Origin of the sequence: Thermodesulfobium narugense DSM 14796, from assembly GCF_000212395.1 — a bacterium.
GTDB classification, from domain to species: Bacteria; Thermodesulfobiota; Thermodesulfobiia; order Thermodesulfobiales; family Thermodesulfobiaceae; genus Thermodesulfobium; species Thermodesulfobium narugense.
In genome coordinates, this window is record NC_015499.1 from 940,804 (window position 1) to 959,534 (window position 18,731).

Consider the following 18,731-nt stretch of genomic DNA (forward strand, 5'->3'; position numbering starts at 1 on the left):
AGGGGAAAAGTTACAAAAATAAAAATTTAATATAAAATTAAAAATATGAATAAAAATTTTTACGATGAAATGTTAAATATAATAAATGATTATTTTGTTAAGAGATCTTTCAAAACTTGCTTACAATCTAGCCCTTTATTCTATTTGTTATTAAAAAACATTAAGTTTTTCCAAGGAATTACTAACATTGAAGGGAATAAACTTTATTTAGATGATATTTACACTACAAAATTATTAAAAGAAGATTACGAAATACTAGATGATATGTCATTTAACAGCTTAATAAAAAAAGAACAATCAAGATGCTATTCACAAGTAAAACAATTTTCAAAAATTTTTATAAAAAGTATATTGGATGAAGTTTATTATACAGCTTTTCCTAAGAATATTAATAACTTTGATAAGTACTCATATGAACCAATTTTCATTGATTATGAATTGACAGTACCAAATGTTATGAATGCTGCAAAAAAGTTTGAAGAAATTAATGATATTTATCCATCATATTTATTTTTAGGCACTAACTTCTTTAATTTATTCATTAATTCTTTACCATCAAGAGACAACAGATCATATAATCCAGATATTAAAAATATTGGGTTTGATAGTATTTATCATGATATACTTTTAATTCTTCATGAACCATTGTGTCCAAACAATATTGGATATTTTATAATTCCTGAAAAAATATTTTTAGCAACGACTGAATCAGTTAAATCATATTCTGATAGATTTTCTCCTTTTTTTGCATCCTTTTCGACTGATAAAATTGCCATTAGATTTGGAGCTCAAATAATTTCTCATGCGAGGTATTCAGTTCAAAAGGTTGTTTTGAATTGCTGATAATGTATCTTATGTAAACTAAAATGAAAAATTTTTTATAGGCACGTCTATTCTGAATTGAATATTTAAAAATTCTGAATATCTTGGAAGAATCTGAATAAAATTTATTTTTTGCTTATCAGAATTGCTTAAGAAAGCCATTTATCTTTAAAAACGCTGAAATTTCGCTTTAGATCAAATGAAAAATATTTTTTGATGTTTTATATGTCTAAGTATATAATTAGCTCAAATGTGAGCCTAAATTTTTGGATGATTTTTTAGAATGTTTTACTAATATCATTAGGTGGCTTATTATTTTTTCTTTCTTACTGGAGCATTACCCTTTTTGCTTATAAATATTTTATAAGTAAATGAAAACGATGATCTTTTATATTTCTTTATTGATAATCATTTCCCTTTTACAGAAAATTTTGTACGTTACCGTAAACACATAAAAGTTTATAAAAAGTTTAATTAACTAAACTTAAAAAAGGAGAGTTTAAATAATCTATTTTATCACATCTTTTCCAGCACTTTTATAAACTCTTCTTCTCTATTTAATTAACGTCATCGTGAGTTCCTATATCGACAAGAATTTTCACTTGATTATTAACCAAAGAATTTGCAGCCTTGATTTTATCTGAATGCTTTCTTAAATAACTATTTGCTAGATCTTCAGCGGTATTAAAGTTGGCCACACCTGTGAGCGCCTTATCGTATATAAAATCTAAAGCCTTTAACATCTTGCCCGCTTCGAAAACTTTATCCACGCTAAATCTCCTCTTTTTTATTTAATCTGTAGCAAAAATATATTTCAATATTTTAAAAGGCTTACTAATATAATTTTAAAATTTTATCACGAATTAACTAATCTTAAATTTTGAATGTAAAAGAAAAAATTAAAATTTGTTGTATTTTTAGATCTTTTTCGGTAATATATTGTTAAGAGAATACTTATATAGATAAGCGGTGATATTTTTTGGAAATTATTGAAATATTTAAAATATTAAGCGATGAGACAAGATTTAAGATCATTGAACTTCTATTGCAAAATGACTATTGCGTGGGAGCATTAGCTAGCAAATTGAATATATCATCTGCTGCTGTTTCACAGCACTTACAAATACTTCGAAAAGCTGGAATTGTAAAAGGAGAAAAAAGAGGTTATTGGACACATTACATTGTAGAAAGAAATGTAATTCGCAAGATGGCAGAAACTTTAAGTAAATTTGCCGATTTACCTAAAAATAATAAAAATTTTTGTTCTCGTGAATCTTTAGATGAAAAAACTCCGTGTAAATGCGATTTTAAATTTTCTGAACGAAAAAAGCAATTTAAAAAATAAATTTATTTTTAAAAAACGCAAAAATAATTCAAAATTTACCTTCCTTTTCTAATTAAAGGACTTTTAATGGCGCAGTTGCATATTTTAAAAATATCTTATATAATTAAGTAAAAATTAATATGATTAAGTAAAAATTAATATGATTAAGTAAAAATTAATATGATTTAAACGAAAGCAAATTTAGTGTAATACAATCTATAAGGAGATAAATATAGTGCAATCAAGAGAGAAAAAATCTATCTCACTATGGCAGATTTTTTTACAATATTTTATAATAGGCAGTGTTGGATTTGGCCCCGCGATGGCTTCAGAAACTAAAAAACGCCTTGTTAAAAATTTAAAGTGGATTAACGAAGAAGAATTCTTAAATGGATTAGCATTAGGACAGATTTTGCCAGGAGCGACATTTGTTTCCCTTACTGTTTATATTGGCTATAGATTAAAAGGGGTTTTGGGAGCAATTGCAAGCTTTATAGGTCTTCTTATAACTCCATTTTTTACTATGTTACTACTTTCATATACATACTTTACATACGGTTCGCTATCAGAAATTAATATCTTTTTCAAAATCATAGTGGTGGTAATTGTTGGCCTAGTTGTCAACACTGTTATTGAAATAGGTAAATCTGCAATAAAAGATTGGAAGGGAATTTTAATAGCATTAGCAGTATTTCTTGATATGTTAATATATCAAAATATTTTTATCGTATTAATAATATCAGCAATTGCTGGCATTGTAATATACCATCCTGTAATGAAAAAAGATATTTCTACAATAAATTCAGGTCAAGTAAATAAAACTAAATTTTCTATTGAAAAACTTATAATACTTGCGATAACGCTTATAATTTGTATATATCTTTTATCATATAATCCTGTATTATTCAAGTTAGGATGGGTTTTTTTCAGCACTGGCGCATTTGTTTTTGGTAATGGATTCACCATGATTCCTCTGATTCAACAAGAAGTAGTAAACAATTACCACTGGGTTAGCATGAACGACTTTATGGTTGGAATAGCTATGGGTCAGATGACGCCAGGTCCTATTCTAATCACAGCAACTTTCATAGGTTACAAAGTTGCATCAATTATCGGTGCAATTGTAGCTACACTAGGAATTTTTCTTCCTTCATTTTTTTTGGTTATAGCAACTGCTGAAATTCATAAAAAAATTGAAAATAATAAAATTGTAAAGGCAGCTATCAGAGGTATGATGGCTGCCTTTACTGGCATAATGGCTTTAGTGGTAATTAGTATTGCAAAGAGTGCTCTTGTCAATGTAGCGTCAATTATTGTCGCATTATTAACTTTAGGACTCTTAAGGTTTAGCAAGTTTAGAACTATTTGGGTAATTATATGCACAGGAATAACGTATTGGTGTTTAAATTTGCTTTGTAATAATTGCTTAATTCATTAAGCAGTATAATCTACTATTTATTCGATGCCAACAACATAATAATAGATCCTAACAGTGGACCAATTCCAAGAGTTAAAAATGCATAAAAATAATTGTGTGTTAAATCAAGCACGATTCCAACAGCAAGTGGTGAAATTAGCGATCCAAGCTGCCATATTGCATTTATTAAGCCCATTGCAATGCCAATATTTCTTTTATCTACCAGTTCCCCTACAAAGGTGTTCATCACAGGACTGTAGACAAAGGCGAGAATTCCAAGTATAGGTACAAGAAAATGCAGTGCAAAGATGCTTCTATTTAATCCAAAAACGACCAAAGAAATAAAAAATAAAATTAACATAAAAAATATAATATTCTTTTTCTTCCAACCAGTAATATCGGTTACTATTCCAGCAATAGGCTTACATATTAGTGCAGCTATTCCAAAAATAGACATAAAAAAGCCTGCCTCTATCAGAGTAAGCCCTAATCCCCTATTTAAATATGAGTTAGCCCAAGTAGCTGTACCCCATGTAGCCCACATTGCAAAAAAACCAGCTAAACCCGTTAGCATAAATTCTTTATTTTTAAAAAGGATCTTTATGTCACAAACAAAGCTCAACATTGATTTTGTCTCATTTGAAGAGCTGTTCTCATGAAGAAAAAAGTATGCAAATAAGAACGTAATAATTGGCAGTATTCCTGCGACATAAAATGAAGCGTTCCATCCATGAAATTTTGCTATTGTGGGCACAAAAATGTTTACCAGGAAAACTCCAACAGAGGATGCGGTCATAAAAAAACCCATAGCAGTATATCTATTTTTTTCAGAAAACCAATCAAATATCCCCTTTACACAGGCAGAAAATATAGCTCCTGAACCCATACCAGCGAATATTCTATAAAAAAACCCTTGCCAAAAACTTCCGACTGTGCCCATTAATATAGTAAAAAAACCCATTATGAAAAAGGAATAAAGTAAAACTTTTCTATATCCGAATCTATCGGCCAGATATCCGCCGGGAAGTTGAGTCAATATGTAGCCAAAATAAAATGCGCTCATATAACTCCCTGCTTCTTTAGCATTTAGCGAAAGTGCTTTAGCAGCAAGAGGAATGACTGGAGCCCACGTAAGCCTGTCCACAAAGGAAAAAAGAAATGCTAACCAAAGTATTAATAAAACAACTATTTGAGACTTTGAAAAATTCAAATTATTAATCACTTAAATATCTTCAACCATTGTCGATTATTAAAAATACAATTTTTTCAGGTCCTTGAACGCCACTAACCAATGTTTTCTCTATATCTGCAGTTTTGCTCTCTCCAGAAATAAATAGCATATATTCATCCTTGCATTTTTGTTTTGCTAAAAAATATGCTTCGCTTAGTGTAGTTCTCAAAACAGAGTTTTCAACAGAAATATAAAGAGTTTTTGAGGTTAATATAGATTTTAGTTTTTCACGTTTTGAAATATTGATGACCAGACTTGCGCTCTCGGTCGCACCTGATTGAGCTTTTACAAATCCAACGTTCTTATTAGAATCATAATCTAAAAGAATATTTAGACCATATTCATTTAAAAAGTCTATATTCTTAACAACTTTTACTTCAACACCATTTAGATTCGCTATTTCTATAAATTTTTCTATCAATTTAGGCTCCCAAAATATTTTTTAGATATGATATAAAGTGTACTACTTTAATATTTCTGTTATTCATAACATCCAGGGCTCCTGATATTTGCATCATACACCCTGGACAAGAGGTAATTAAAACTTCTGAATTTGACTTAATAATATTGTCTATTTTTCTCTGTACTAGTTTATTGGAAATGTGCTTGTGCATGATAGAATATGTTCCTGCAAAGCCACAACATCTATCCTTTTCATTTAATTCAGAAAATTTTTCTTCTTTTTCCTTTATAAAATTTTCAATTTGCAAGGCTTGATTCATGCCTCTTGAAAGATGACAAGGATAATGATAGGTTACGACTTTATTTAAAGGAGTAAATTTATACTCTTTATTTTTTAAAAATCCTACAAGATAAAATCCAGCATCCACTACTCTATTCGATAGATCTATGTTAAAAAATTCAGAGTAATCTCTTTGAACCATGTGTGCGCAGTGAGGATCAAGAAATAAAATTTTGTCAAACTTTTCAATGTCATTAAGCGTCTTCTGCGCTTGAATTATTGCATCAGTTTTTAAGCCATTGTAAAGGGCAGCTGCCCCGCAGCAAGAGCTTTGATTTATAACTTTTATGTCAATATTTAAAAAATTGGATAGATGAATTAAATCTTTACCTAAATTATAATAAAATATATTAGTAGAGCAACCTGCAAATAATCCAATTTTTGAAGATTTAGTTTTTATTGTGTCAAATGATTCATTATTAATGGCTGGAAGAGTTCTAAAACTTAGTCCAAATTCATCTCTTAAAAATTTGAATCTTCTTATCTTTATACCATCTTTAAAGTATGGACTTGCAAATGATATAAGAGCTCTTAATAATCTGTAATTTCTCATGCTTTTAATTACAAATTTTTTAATAATATTATTTTTCTCATATTTTGATTTTATTTCTAATATCAGTGATTGAATAGGAATTTTAGACGAACATACTTCATCACAAGCCATACATCCTAAACACAAAAAAGACAATTCATTCATCTTTTCGTAATTTTCCATATAAGAAAGCAGTATGCCAATTGGACCAGCATAGGTATTACCTCTAAACAACTGACCGCCCACAGTAGTGTAAACCGGGCATGCCATTTGACATGCACCACATTTAATACAGTTTAAGACCTTACTAAACTTTTCATCTTTGGCAATTTTTGAACGGTTATTGTCAAGAATTATTATGAAAAATTCATCCCCTGGAGGCTTTGTAAAAACGTCTATCCAGGAAGTAATAACCTGACCCGTAGCATTTTTTGGCAAAAAAGAGACAATTTTAAAAGCTTCATCTATATCTTCTACAATTTTGTCAATGCCTACAATACAGATATTTATATCATGGTTCAAAACATGCTGAATATTTCCTTCATTGCTTACTATGAAAAACGTCCCATCTCGTGTGACGGCATTAGCCCCAAAAATTCCACAGTTTGTATTATCAAACTCTTTATTTATTTCTTTTTTACAAAAATCAACCATTTCTTTTATGTCAAGCTTGAGGTTAACGTTAAACTTCTCTTTTAAAAGGCTTACAATCTTTTCCTTTGACATATGGATTGCAGGAGCTGTCATATGAGTAGCCTTTTCGTTATTTAACTGAACTAGCCACTCCCCCAGATCTGTCTCAACAGGCACAATATTGTTTTTTTCAAGAAAGGTATTTAGATTTATTTCTTCAGTAGTTAGTGACTTTGATTTTACAACCTTTTTGATATTTTTTTCTTTAAGTATATTGTAAAGAAAATTAAGCACTTCTCTAGAATCTTTTGCAAAAAAGACTTTAAAACCTTTCGATCTAAGATTATTTAAGAGAAATAAAATATTTTCTTCTAAATTTTTAATATTCTTTTCTTTAATATCTCTTATTTCATCTTTAAATTTATCAAAATCAAAAATTTTTTCTAATTTCCTTCTTTTTTCAAAATAACTTTTTTCTGCTCTATTAAGTGCATTTTGAAGAAATTGATCGTTAGAAAATATTTCTTCTCTTTTTCCCAAATTTTTTACCTCTAATATTTAAAAAATATATAGAAATATTATAGTGAAAAAAACTTTATTTTGTAATAATTTAGAATATACTCTTTCAAGAAGTCACTTCACTTTTTAAAGTCTATTAGTAGAAATAATTTTTTAAATACATTTTTATTACACAAAATTAATTAAAATAATCAAGATTTTTTTTTGTAAAATTTTATAAAAATAATATAATAATATTTATAACATACAAAAGGGGTGAAGATTGTGTTTGGAAATAACGGAAAAATTGCATTTGTAGATCTTAAGGAAAGAAAGACTACAATAAAACATTTTAATGAAGATTTCTATAAGAAATTTCTTGGCGGAAGTGGATTTGGTGCTTACTTCATAAACAATTTTGTTAAAAGGGAAACAGATCCTCTTTCAGAAGAGAATGTAATTGTAATAGCATCAGGTCCCTGGCAGGCGGGAATGTTGCCCGGGTGTGGAAAGATTTCTGTAATGTGTAGATCCCCACTTACAGGGACTTTTTCTGATACTTCAGCAGGAAGCAGCTTTTCTGTTCACTTAAAGTCAGCGGGACTAGATGCAATTGTAATACAAAACAAAGCAGATAAGCCAATTTATTTATATATATCTCAAGATAATATCGAAACTGTTGACGCAAATTCACTGTGGGGTTTAGATGCATACCAAACCCATGAGATGCTTATAGAAAAGTATAAAGGAAAGAACGTTTCAACCATTACAATAGGTCAAGCAGGAGAAAACCTCGTTAAATTTGCTTGTGTTGTGAGCAATGCGCACGGTTTTGGTGGAAGGGGTGGAGCCGGAGCTGTTATGGGCTCAAAAAATCTAAAAGCTATTGTAGTGGCTCAGGGCGAAATGTGTAAGGTGTACGATAACAAAAAACTTGCCGAATTTAGAAAGAATTTATTTGAAAAACTAAAAAGGGCAAATGTATTTAACGGTGAGGGAACTCCAGCTGTAATGGCTGCTATTGAAAGGCTTGGAGATGTACCTATTCATCATTGGCTTAAAGATGAATGGGAAGAAGGAGCAAAAGCACTTGCTGCTCCAAGATATACTGAATATCTTAATGCAAAGAGTAGGTACTGTTTTGGTTGTGTAATTGGATGTCACAGATACGTAGAATCACCAACAGGTTATAAAGGAATAGGACCAGAATACGAAACTCTTGCCTTATTTGGAACAAATTTAGATATAAAAGATCTTGATACAGTGTGTGCTGCAAATGATCTGTCAAACAGATATGGCATTGATACCATCACAATGGGAAATCTAATAGCTACTGTTATAGAAGGATATGAAGCAGGGTATATTAAGCAAAAAGATATAGGATTCATACCAAAATGGGGTGATGCTGAAACTTTAGTAAATTTAATAAACTTAACTTGCCAAAAAAGAGGAATAGGAAAAATTATTTCTGAAGGCTCAAAATATCTGATAAATGCTTTCAATATGCCAGAATCGTTTAACGTAACAGTAAAAAATCTGGATATACCTGCACATGATCCTAGAGCTTTTTATTCTCTATCTATAAATTATGCTACTGGCAACAGAGGTGCATGTCACCAAAGAGGCGCTTCTCATGTAGGAGAAAGAGCTGGGGTTCTTAATCAATTCGGAACTGAAATTAAAACGTCACTTGATAGCATGGAAAATAAAGAATTGCTTGCTATTAGATCACAAGATCTCTCATGTCTATTAAACTCCCTTACAATTTGCTTTTTCCATCTCTTTGGAAATTTAACAGCAGACGATATGGTAAAAGGTGTCAATCTAGTAACTGGATGGGATACAAATATTGAAGAATTAATGAAGACTTCTGAAAGGATTTTTATCTTGCAAAGGATGATAAACAACAATTATGGATTTGACAGAAATGATGACACTCTTCCAGAAAGATTTTTCAAAGCTGCAGAAACTGGTCCTCGTAAAGGTAAGGCTGTTTACGATTTTGAAAAACACCTTGATAACTATTATAAATTAAGAGGTCTTGATGAAAATGGCAAAATTTTGCCTGAAACAATAAAAAGATTAGAACTAGATAGGCTTGATATGAATTATTTTTGTAATGATTAATTTAATAATAATCCGATAAAACTAACAATACCCCCAACTTAAACATGTTAATCTGGGGGTATTGTTTTAGAATCTAAATTAATTTTTAAAATTTTATTTTTAACAAAATAAATAAATGGTAATATACACCAAACTATAATTATCCAGATTATATCAAAAATTAACAGAATTCTAATAATTGTTTCTTCTATATTTTCAATATTTTCAGCAGTTTTATATATAGAATATTGAGAAAACTCATTATAAGCAGGTCTATCTCCACTACCTGTACTGCTAAAAACCTCTACATATTTGAAATCTGTAAATCTATCTATCTTATATCTTACAAATTCATTGTTAGAAAAATTTGAACCGACATATTCCCACCTTGCTTGTGAAACAAAAAGAATTATAAAAAGTAATAAAATCGAGAGTACCTTAGGCCTTTTTAATAATAAAAACACTTCTTTATTTCAAACCCTCCTTTGAGAAAAATCTTAGAAGAATACACTACCTTAAGTCAATTTAATAAATCATTATAAAAATTTAATTTTAGAGCAAAGTAAGTAACATGTAACTCTTTTTCTATTTTAGTAATCTAGTGTTCAGATAGATTATAAGTTTTATAAAATTGTTCTGCATATGTTATATATTTGCCATCACGATAAGTGCTCCACGGTGAAAAATTTTGTCCGTTTCCTGAAATATAAATTGCAAATTTTGCATTATTATAAGGATCTAATAGCCAACTAACCTGATCGTTCCAGTTACATATGCCAAAAACTTTGCACAAAGTTTTACCATGAGCTAATAAATTAATTTGAAACAAGCCTACAGAATATTCAGGCAAAGAAGCCCTACCAGAACTTAGAAGTATTCCGCCATTTGGATTATCTATAATAATATTTGGATTATAATTACTCTCCGCCCCAGCTATCCCAACCATTTCAACTGCTTTATCGTATGGCACGTCATTTTTTAAAAGAAATGTAAAGAGTGTCTTGGGCAAAAATGCATTGTAATTATAGGTTTGAACTTTTATATTTTGCCACATGCCAAAATTTTCATTTGATGCATAAGAAAAAGATTGAATAAGAGTTAAGTTAAAGTAATAAAAAAAAATGATAAAGAATATATTCTTAAGCACCCTTCTATTTAAGATAAAACCCAAACCTATCATCCCCTTAGTATTTTAATAATTTTTTTAAAAAAAATTATAAAGAATATAACATATAAAAATTTTTAATAATAATTCTTTGGAACACAACCCTCGTTAATTAGATTTGATAAAGTTTCACCAACATAAATGAGTTCTATACATTATTCAAGTTCTGATTACCTGTTCATCAGTGCTGCAAAGGATAACTATTACTTTAGATCTCATATTAACCCTCCCAATTTTTAAGATAAAAGTTTTTTAACTTTGTCGTGTAACAAAAAATTTGAAGCTAATATCTGATCAGATTGTCCAATTATATATTCGTTACCATTATAGTCTGTTACTTTTCCCCCAGCTTCACTAACCAAAAGTATTCCAGCAGCAACATCCCAAGGCTTTAATCCATCTTCATAAAAAGCATCCAATCTACCACATGCAACATAAGCCAGATCTTGTGCAGCAGCACCTGGTCTTCTAATCCCTCTTACATTTATTACAACGTTTTTAAATCTACTGAGTATCTTTTCATAATTTTCATGAATTGAATAAGGAAATCCTGTGCCAACAAGGCTTCTTTCCAGCTTATCTTCTTTACTTACAGAAATTCTTTTTTCATTAAGAAATGCGCCCTCGCCTTTAACAGCAAGAAAAAGTTCATTTAACAATGGTACATAAACTAAACCAACTTTTATTTCGTTATTTTTTATATAAGCAATAGATATAGCAAACCATGGAAGTCTATGAACGAAATTCGTTGTTCCATCCAAAGGATCGATAACCCATGTGGAGTCAAGATTATAAGTATTTTTCGAATTCTCTTCGGCTATTATTTCGTCGAGTGGGAATTCAGATTTTATAATACTTACAATTTTTTCTTGAGAAGCAATGTCAGCATCAGTAACCATATCGATCTTGCCCTTAAACCTTGTATTTAATTCATTTGAATAATAATATTTTAAAATTTCGCCCGCCTCTAACGCGCATTTTTTAATTACTTCTATTCTTTTTTCCAAATTTATGCTCCTTATAAACAATTTTAGGAACTATTATAACTCAGTTTTAAAATTTTTCTTTTAAAATGCAACAGTAAGCAACAAGCAAATCAGAATTTTTCACAAAATTGTTATAAAATATTATTATGAATTACTTTAACTTTATATCATTTTTAATAGCTTTTCTTGGATTTCAAATTTTAGCGATTGGTTCTATAAGAATAAAAAACGTATTAACTCTAATTACTACTTTTCTTATTTTAAGTGCTTTAAACTTTCTGCCTTTAGCTTTTTTTTACATATTAAACTTACAAATTAACGTTATATATTTTATATTTTCATTATTAGCGCAATCAATAATCATAACTCAGTTCATTGAAAAAACTTCAATAAAGATTATTTTAGTATATTCAATATTTCAAGCCTTATTGATTTATCCATTTTATTCTTTTTTATTTTTATTATTCTTAAAAATATTCAGCATTTATCAGTCGGATCATTTCACTTTCATTTTCTTGGTAGCACTATACTCTTCAATATCCAGTCTTTCTGTTAGTCAGTTTATTGGACCACGTATTGGAAGATTTACAAAGGATGGAAGGCCCATGGCAATACCTGGAAATAATATAATATTTATTTATTTTGGTTCATTGACTTTCATATTTTCTATAATAAACTTCTTTCAGGAATTTGATCCCCATTGGTTACAATTTGTTTTTTCAAATTTTTCTTTATCAATTTTAGCTAGTTCACTATCTTCTATCTTTATCGCAAAAAAAATAGATCCCTTAATTTTAATCTCATCACTTTTTTCATTTATGATATTTACTGTAGCTAGTAATTTAATTAGTCCACCATATGTTGTTTTGGCTTTAACGTTTATAATATCATTTATAAATATATATATACAAAACAAAGTAGAAATAAAATTTTTGTTTGATGACCCGCTTTTTCTTACAGTGCCAGTTGCAATAAGTCTTATTTCTTTAATAATTATTTTTAGCTTAATAAGTGGATTTGGTGTTCTTTTTATTTTTATTATTTCTACCGGTTATATCTGGTTATCAAATTTAATTATCATAAAACTAATAAATAAATTCTCAAGCTTAAGATATCATCCTAATCAGGAAGAAATTGGTTCTGATCTTTATGAAATTGGTTATGAAGTAAATCCAAAAATATTTAAGGATTTTTGATCTCCTCAGGTATACTCTTAGTTTTTAAAATCAACTCAGAAAGCTCTTTTAAAGAAATTCTATTTTTCATTGAGTATTCTTGCATCCTTTTGTGTATCTCGTTTTCGCTCAAGCGAGTTTGTTCTATTATAAATAGTTTTGCACGATATAGCGAATTTTTCGTTTTAATTGACTCTTCAAGCTCAAAATTTTTTTCTTTTAAAATTTTATTATCTTTGTATCTTTCAAATGCTAAGAGAATAGCGCTCTTCAGTTCGCTAATTCTATATGGTTTTAGTAAGTAAGAAAAAGCGCCAATTTTAGATGCTCTTTCTATAAAATCTTTATTGTTATAAGCAGTCAAGAAAACAACAGCGCCCAAATTTTCATTTTTCAACTTCTCAGCCAACTTTAAACCGTCCATGTGTGGCATCATAATATCTACAATGCTTACATCAGGCCTTAATCTTATTATTTCAGAAAATGCCTGAGCACCATCTTTAGCTTCTCCAATAACCTCGAAACCCTCTTTTTCTAATTCTTCCTTCATATCCAGTCTAATCAGAAATTCATCGTCAGCAATAAAAACTCTTATTTGATTTTTACCTTTAGTTGACTGCTTAATATCACCTTTCAAGCTTTACCTCCAAAACTTTTATTTAAAAATTATATCAAAAGTTTTCTAAGATAATTTCAAACAAAGATCCCTTTTTTGTAGATAGCCGAGTAAAAGAAGCATTCAAACCATCAATTAAAAGGGCCTTTACAAGGTCACTGCCGTGTCCCTTAGAAGCAGGCTCTTCAGCTTTAAATTCGCCAAAATCTTGATAGGTAATTCTAATTTTTTCAAAACTTTTAACTATTGAGATAAATATCTTAGATTGTTCTTCTGTTAAAAATGCATGTTTTACTGAATTTTGCATTAGTTCGATGAGCGCAAGTATTAATAGTAATATTTTTTGATACTCACCTATAAGATCACCATAAACGTACAACTTCTCTTTTCCAGAATTAGTTATAACTTTAAACAAGTTCTCTAATAGCGTCTTAAGAGAGACCTCCTCAGAAAGTTTGATTAATTGTTCGTGTACCTTTGCCAAGCATTCAAGTTTTATTGAAATATCATCAATAAGTTCTCTATCGGATAATCTTCGTGACTTTATATTTAATATACTTTTAATTATTTGAAGATTATTTTTAATCATATGATTAATTTCTTTCATTGTATTTAATTGTTTTTGTTTTTCAACTTCAAGTAATAATTTTTTTGATAGGTCCCTTACGACTATAACAAAATATTTCAATTTATTTTCCCTAAAAATTGGGTAAAAGTCTAACTTCGCTATATAATTTTCATTTTTAAGAGTTTTTGTAAAAAATTTTGGGCTTATAAATTTACTTTTTGAAAGAAATTCTTTCCAAATACCTCTATTGTAAAAATCAATAACATTTGTAGCCTTTGTACAAATTAGTTTTGCATTAGAGGAAGCATACAATTCATTTGCATTCTCATCTAAAATAACAATTCCATCTTCAGACGAAAAATCACTTTCAAAAAGATTTTTACATGGGTTAGAATTAAGAGATTCAAGAATAAGAGTATTTTTAAACTCATTAAATTCTTTAAAATTTGGTGTATTTTTTGTGTTAAATTTGAACATAATATATGTACTGTAATCCAAATAGTAATATTCTTCAAAATATGTGTTGCCTTTTTCTTTATAAAAAAAAGGCAACACATAGTCTTTGTAACGATTTTTTTTTGCAAAGTCTAAAAATTTTTTTGATATTGTAATTGTTTCCTTATTATTTATGATTGTTTCGATATTATAAGTATTTTCGCCAGAAAAACTTATCAAAAAAACTTCAACATTAAAAACATTTGATATAAATTTAAATCTCCACTTTTCATTTGATATCATAAATTTTGCAATTTCTTACCCTTACCAAGGTCAGTATTAATAGGAATATTTCTTTTACATAAAGGACATTCTTCAGGTTCATATGATTTAAAATCAATACTTAAAAGGCTTGTCAAAAAGGGCGAGTCTATATCTTTGGCTTTTACTTGGCCTCTATTTACCAAGCAGACACTGCCCTGAACAATTCCTTTACAATCTCTTACTGCATTAATTACCTTTTTTATCGATGAACCTGTAGTAAGGATGTCATCGACTACTAAAATTTTTTTATTTTCAACAACCTTGTCATAGCCTCTTTTTAAAACTCTTCTCCCGTTTACCTCTTCAGAAAATACAGACAATATCTCAGTGTTTTTTAAATTTGAACTGTGATAAGCAATCCATTGTGAAAGTATTACCCCACCAATTGTAGGCGCACAAACAACCTCAAAATCTATATCTTTTACCATCATTGACATCTTCAGACAAAGTTCTGAAACGACTTTCGGTTTTATATAGATAGCATCTTTATTAATATAAACTTCACCATGTTTACCAGATGTGTATAAAAAATGTCCATAAACAATTGCGTTATGTTTTTTTAAAAAAACTAATACTTCGTTGTTCTCACTCATTTACTGAACTCCTCAATAATAGATTTTAGGGCATCTGTTGGTTTTAAATTGTTACCTGGTTTTATCACAGGTCGACCAACTACAATATATGTTGCACCATTTAATTTTGCTTCATATGGTGTTGCAAATCTCTCTTGATCATATTTGAAACTCCATGATGGCCTTATCCCCGGTACAACAAAGTAGCAATCAGGAAATTCCTTTTTTAAGGGTTTTAACTCATGAGGGCTACACACAAAACCTCTTAGTCCAGCATCATAACCAATTCTTACAAATTTTTTTACAATATCAATAGTATCTTCTTGATTATAAATTTTTTTTGCTTCTTCTTCAGAAAAACTAGTTAAAAGAGTTACCCCTAAAAGTTCGACTTTACTTTTGTTATCAACGCTGTTTAAAGCTTCTTTTATCATTTTTGGACCGCCACTAACGTGTATAGTAATCATATCAATATCTAGCTTCGTAAGATTTTTAATAGCTTTACTTACCGTATTAGGAATATCATACAATTTCATATCTAGAAATACATTACACTCAAAGGATTTTACAATTCTTACAGATTCTTTTATGCCAATAGAAGAAATCATTTGATAGCCTATTTTAAACCACTTTGTTAAAGATGAGAGTTCTTTAACTCTTTCTTCTATTTCTCTTAAATCTTCTAGATCAAGTGCAACTATTACATTTGATTCCAATTTATCACCATCCAGTGTGCTTATTGTAGTCCACTTAGTTTATATGGAATTTAAAAGATAGCTCGAAGTATTCCAACAATTGTTTTACCTAATACCTTATCTATTCCTTCTGCAGATTCTTTAGTTTTACTTCCTTCAATTGTAGGGTTTGACACGTTATGCTGTGATTCTTGAGAGTTAGATGCAATGTAATTTGGAGAAGAATATTCTACAATAGAATTGTTAATCAAAGCTATTTTTTGCTGTTCAGACAAATTTTTAGTTGTATTTATCCAGTCTCTATTTCCCTCTTCATTAAATATTGCGCATAAAACTATTTCTTGCTGTTCAAGTGAGAGACTAGAAAAATTCGTATCTGCACTTATGTTCAAACCTGATCTATTGCAATACCTTATAACATCGTTTAAATATCTGGAGGAATTATTTTCACTGGGAGGCGCCCATGTATAAATAATATTCTTTATTGACTCATTTCCGCCATTATAATAACCTGGCTTTCGAATAATATTGTAGTATGCAGCATATATACCAGAATTTATATCTTTATAACTATTAAACCCTCCATATTTAGATCTAAGATTGCCTGGATTGTTTGCGCCAGTATTTCCAATAATTTCAGGTTGTCTTTCAATAAAGTTTGTTCTATAATTTTGCGATGTAGTAGAATTACTTAGAAAATTAGGGACAGGGGAACTCTTATTAATATTCTCTGAGCCATTGTTTATCATTTTAAAATTTCCTATATTAACTTCTAAACCATCAGATACCTTAGATACAATATACGGATAATTTTTATCACTTTCTATAACCACTCTAACTTTATTAGGCGTATTTTGAGCAAAATGAATCTCTTTTGCAATCGGAGATGTCGTCGTAATATTGCCTTTCTTAGAAATAATCGAATTATCGATGTCCAATACAATTCTACCATCAGCTAGTCTAAAATAATTAAAATTTGGATTACCCTTAACATCGACGAAAACCTCTACCCCATTTTCTGTTGTCTTATAAGAGATATTTTGCACTTTTGGCAGCGTATCAGCATAAGAAATTCCTATATTTGTAAATAAAAAAATTAAAACTAAAAAACTAAAAAAATTTCATTTCAATCTCACCCCATAAATAAAAAATAATTAAAAGATTGTCGTCCAGAATATTTGAAAAAATTCTTTTGAGATAAAGTTGACCTAAAATATTATATCATTTTGACTGTCTATGACATTAAAAAACCTGATTGAAAAAACATGTTCTTTGTATGTATAACTTTTCATCAAAATAAAAACCTATGAATTCAGAATTTAAAAAATTACACTTTTTTAAAATAAATTTGCCATTTTCAATATTCTCATTTTTATACCAAAAACTTCTTCCATTTTCAGGTTTTTCTAAAATATCACAAAAATCAACTAAATTTTCTACTTGTAGTTCTCTTTGCTTAAATATCAAATTTCGTAAAATTAAATAATAAAGGGCGACACTTGCCTGTACAATTCCTGAAAAGCCTAAAATAATTTTTTTTTCACACAAATAAGCATAACTATTTTTACCCAAAGGAGTATTAAAAGTCTCAAATATTGGATTAGCTCTTTTATTTAAAACCTTTCTAATAAGATCTCTTTTTCCCTTACCTGTTGACCCAATAAAAAGAATAATATCGCTATTCAAGTTTTCTTCTAAGACCTCTTCTAAAAGAGTTACTTCGTCAGCAATTGGTCCTGAATGAATTACATTAAAACCATCAAATTGTGCTATAGGAGAAATTATCCAACTTGATAAAGGTATAACGTTAAGTTCATCACTTTTATTGACTAATTCAGTTCCAGTATTAATTATGCTTAATTTTAATCTTTTAAAAACTCTAACAAATCTAATACCTAAAAGTTCTAAAGCAAATCTATCTTTATAAGAGATTTTTCTGCCTCTTGAAAAAATTTTTTCACCTGAGGCTAGCTCACTTCCTGGATTTATCCAATTATTTTTAGTATCATCAGCTATGGGGAATACAAAATTGTCTTCAATATTTACTTCTTCTATCTTAAAAAATTTCAAATCATCATTTAATTCCATTACAGAGGAACCAGTAGCAAGAAATACACAATAACCATCATCTATAAAGAAACTCAACTCATCTTTTGGATAAATTTCCTTAATTAATTTAAATGGAGGATTACCTTTGCATAAATATCCATCATATTTACTGACAAAATATTTTGGGTAGTTTTCTTTCAAAATTATGTCCTCAAACAATATTTCTCCTACACAATCAGAAGACAAAACTTCTTGTGAACCAAGAGGTGGCAAATATTTTAAAAGTTCTTCAACTATTTCTGAATAGTTTCTTTTTTTTTCCTCACGTTCTTGCACAATTTCTATCCCATCCCATTAAAATATTAATTCCGTGTTCAAGAGGATCAATAACAAAGCTTAAACACTCCTCTACTGCTTTTGCACTACCGGGCAAATTTAAAATTATTGTTTTCTTTCTAATACCACATACTCCTCTTGTAAGCATTGCTCTATTTGTTTTCTTAAGACTAAGATTTCTCATAGCTTCAGGAATTCCAGGTATTTCTTTTTCAATAACTTTTTTAGTAGCTTCAGGGGTAATATCTCTTTCAGAAAAACCAGTTCCACCAGTTGTAAGAATTAGGTTTATTTTCTGATTAGAAAGTTCAATTAACTTTTCTATTAACAAACTCTTTTCATCTGGCAAAATTTCATAACAAGAAAGCAAAAAACCCTTCTCTTTACAAATTTCGATAATTTTTTTCCCACTAAGGTCTTCCCTTTCCCCTTTATACCCAGAATCAGATAGCGTTATCACAGCAAATGTAACTTTTTTATCCATAACTTACACCTCAAAAAAGTT

At 29.2% G+C, this 18,731-nt stretch carries 19 protein-coding genes; 5 read left to right on the top strand and 14 right to left on the bottom strand.

Going from position 1 to position 18,731, the window contains the following annotated elements:
* Window positions 1-45 precede the first annotated feature (45 nt).
* On the top strand, window positions 46-843 hold the full coding sequence (locus THENA_RS04805) for a hypothetical protein (protein WP_013756294.1): 798 nt from the start codon (window positions 46-48) through the stop codon (window positions 841-843).
* 536 nt (window positions 844-1,379) lie between these two features.
* Here the strand turns inward: THENA_RS04805 and THENA_RS04810 are convergent.
* Window positions 1,380-1,592: a hypothetical protein gene (locus THENA_RS04810; RefSeq protein WP_013756295.1), complete on the bottom strand. Its 213-nt coding sequence runs from the start codon at window positions 1,590-1,592 to the stop codon at window positions 1,380-1,382.
* Window positions 1,593-1,801: 209 nt separating this feature from the next.
* Between THENA_RS04810 and THENA_RS04815 the strand changes: the two genes are divergently transcribed.
* Window positions 1,802-2,167, top strand: a complete 366-nt coding sequence (locus THENA_RS04815) for an ArsR/SmtB family transcription factor (RefSeq protein ID WP_013756296.1) — start codon at window positions 1,802-1,804, stop codon at window positions 2,165-2,167.
* A gap of 214 nt (window positions 2,168-2,381) precedes the next feature.
* Window positions 2,382-3,584 carry a chromate efflux transporter gene (gene chrA, locus THENA_RS04820; RefSeq protein WP_013756297.1) on the top strand — a complete coding sequence of 401 codons (1,203 nt, stop codon included), beginning with the start codon at window positions 2,382-2,384 and terminating at the stop codon, window positions 3,582-3,584.
* Window positions 3,585-3,597: 13 nt separating this feature from the next.
* Here the strand turns inward: chrA and THENA_RS04825 are convergent, their stop codons facing one another.
* Genes THENA_RS04825 through THENA_RS04835 form a run of 3 tightly spaced genes read right to left on the bottom strand, consistent with a single transcriptional unit; the run spans window position 3,598 to window position 7,241 of the window.
* Complete coding sequence (locus THENA_RS04825) at window positions 3,598-4,785, bottom strand: MFS transporter (RefSeq protein WP_013756298.1); 1,188 nt, start codon at window positions 4,783-4,785, stop codon at window positions 3,598-3,600.
* 10 nt (window positions 4,786-4,795) lie between these two features.
* A complete protein-coding gene (locus tag THENA_RS04830) occupies window positions 4,796-5,215 on the bottom strand; it encodes an LUD domain-containing protein (RefSeq protein ID WP_013756299.1) in 420 nt (139 codons plus the stop codon).
* A gap of 1 nt (window position 5,216) precedes the next feature.
* The gene (locus THENA_RS04835; RefSeq protein WP_013756300.1) at window positions 5,217-7,241 is read right to left on the bottom strand and encodes an LUD domain-containing protein; all 2,025 of its coding nucleotides are present in this window, start codon (window positions 7,239-7,241) and stop codon (window positions 5,217-5,219) included.
* A gap of 243 nt (window positions 7,242-7,484) precedes the next feature.
* Between THENA_RS04835 and THENA_RS04840 the strand changes: the two genes are divergently transcribed.
* A complete protein-coding gene (locus tag THENA_RS04840) occupies window positions 7,485-9,326 on the top strand; it encodes an aldehyde ferredoxin oxidoreductase family protein (protein WP_013756301.1) in 1,842 nt (613 codons plus the stop codon).
* A 47-nt stretch (window positions 9,327-9,373) separates the two neighbouring features.
* Here the strand turns inward: THENA_RS04840 and THENA_RS04845 are convergent, their stop codons facing one another.
* The 3 genes from THENA_RS04845 to THENA_RS04855 form a co-directional block, all read right to left on the bottom strand.
* Window positions 9,374-9,769 carry a hypothetical protein gene (locus tag THENA_RS04845; protein WP_013756302.1) on the bottom strand — a complete coding sequence of 132 codons (396 nt, stop codon included), beginning with the start codon at window positions 9,767-9,769 and terminating at the stop codon, window positions 9,374-9,376.
* A gap of 134 nt (window positions 9,770-9,903) precedes the next feature.
* Window positions 9,904-10,476, bottom strand: a complete 573-nt coding sequence (locus THENA_RS04850) for a hypothetical protein (protein WP_041437940.1) — start codon at window positions 10,474-10,476, stop codon at window positions 9,904-9,906.
* 230 nt (window positions 10,477-10,706) lie between these two features.
* A complete protein-coding gene (locus THENA_RS04855; RefSeq protein ID WP_013756304.1) occupies window positions 10,707-11,477 on the bottom strand; it encodes an inositol monophosphatase family protein in 771 nt (256 codons plus the stop codon).
* Window positions 11,478-11,602: 125 nt separating this feature from the next.
* On the opposite strand from THENA_RS04855, the gene THENA_RS04860 reads away from it, so the two are divergent.
* Window positions 11,603-12,652: a hypothetical protein gene (locus tag THENA_RS04860; RefSeq protein ID WP_013756305.1), complete on the top strand. Its 1,050-nt coding sequence runs from the start codon at window positions 11,603-11,605 to the stop codon at window positions 12,650-12,652.
* Here the strand turns inward: THENA_RS04860 and THENA_RS04865 are convergent.
* The 7 genes from THENA_RS04865 to THENA_RS04895 all read right to left on the bottom strand — a co-directional run bounded on the left by THENA_RS04865 (window position 12,639) and on the right by THENA_RS04895 (window position 18,710).
* On the bottom strand, window positions 12,639-13,268 hold the full coding sequence (locus tag THENA_RS04865) for an ANTAR domain-containing response regulator (protein WP_013756306.1): 630 nt from the start codon (window positions 13,266-13,268) through the stop codon (window positions 12,639-12,641). The two genes, THENA_RS04860 and THENA_RS04865, sit on opposite strands and share 14 nt — an antisense overlap.
* Before the next feature lie 34 nt (window positions 13,269-13,302).
* A complete protein-coding gene (locus THENA_RS04870; protein WP_013756307.1) occupies window positions 13,303-14,553 on the bottom strand; it encodes a histidine kinase dimerization/phosphoacceptor domain -containing protein in 1,251 nt (416 codons plus the stop codon).
* Entirely contained in the window at window positions 14,550-15,167 is a 618-nt protein-coding gene (locus THENA_RS04875; protein WP_013756308.1) for a phosphoribosyltransferase family protein, read from the bottom strand. Before THENA_RS04875 ends, THENA_RS04870 begins: the two co-directional genes overlap by 4 nt.
* Window positions 15,164-15,862 (bottom strand): orotidine-5'-phosphate decarboxylase, encoded by a 699-nt coding sequence (gene pyrF / locus THENA_RS04880; RefSeq protein ID WP_013756309.1) that lies wholly within the window; start codon window positions 15,860-15,862, stop codon window positions 15,164-15,166. Before pyrF ends, THENA_RS04875 begins: the two co-directional genes overlap by 4 nt.
* 50 nt (window positions 15,863-15,912) lie before the next feature.
* Complete coding sequence (locus tag THENA_RS04885) at window positions 15,913-16,887, bottom strand: AMIN domain-containing protein (RefSeq protein WP_013756310.1); 975 nt, start codon at window positions 16,885-16,887, stop codon at window positions 15,913-15,915.
* A gap of 196 nt (window positions 16,888-17,083) precedes the next feature.
* Window positions 17,084-18,226 carry a molybdopterin-binding protein gene (locus THENA_RS04890; RefSeq protein ID WP_013756311.1) on the bottom strand — a complete coding sequence of 381 codons (1,143 nt, stop codon included), beginning with the start codon at window positions 18,224-18,226 and terminating at the stop codon, window positions 17,084-17,086.
* Entirely contained in the window at window positions 18,213-18,710 is a 498-nt protein-coding gene (locus tag THENA_RS04895; RefSeq protein WP_013756312.1) for a MogA/MoaB family molybdenum cofactor biosynthesis protein, read from the bottom strand. Before THENA_RS04895 ends, THENA_RS04890 begins: the two co-directional genes overlap by 14 nt.
* Window positions 18,711-18,731: the final 21 nt, after the last annotated feature.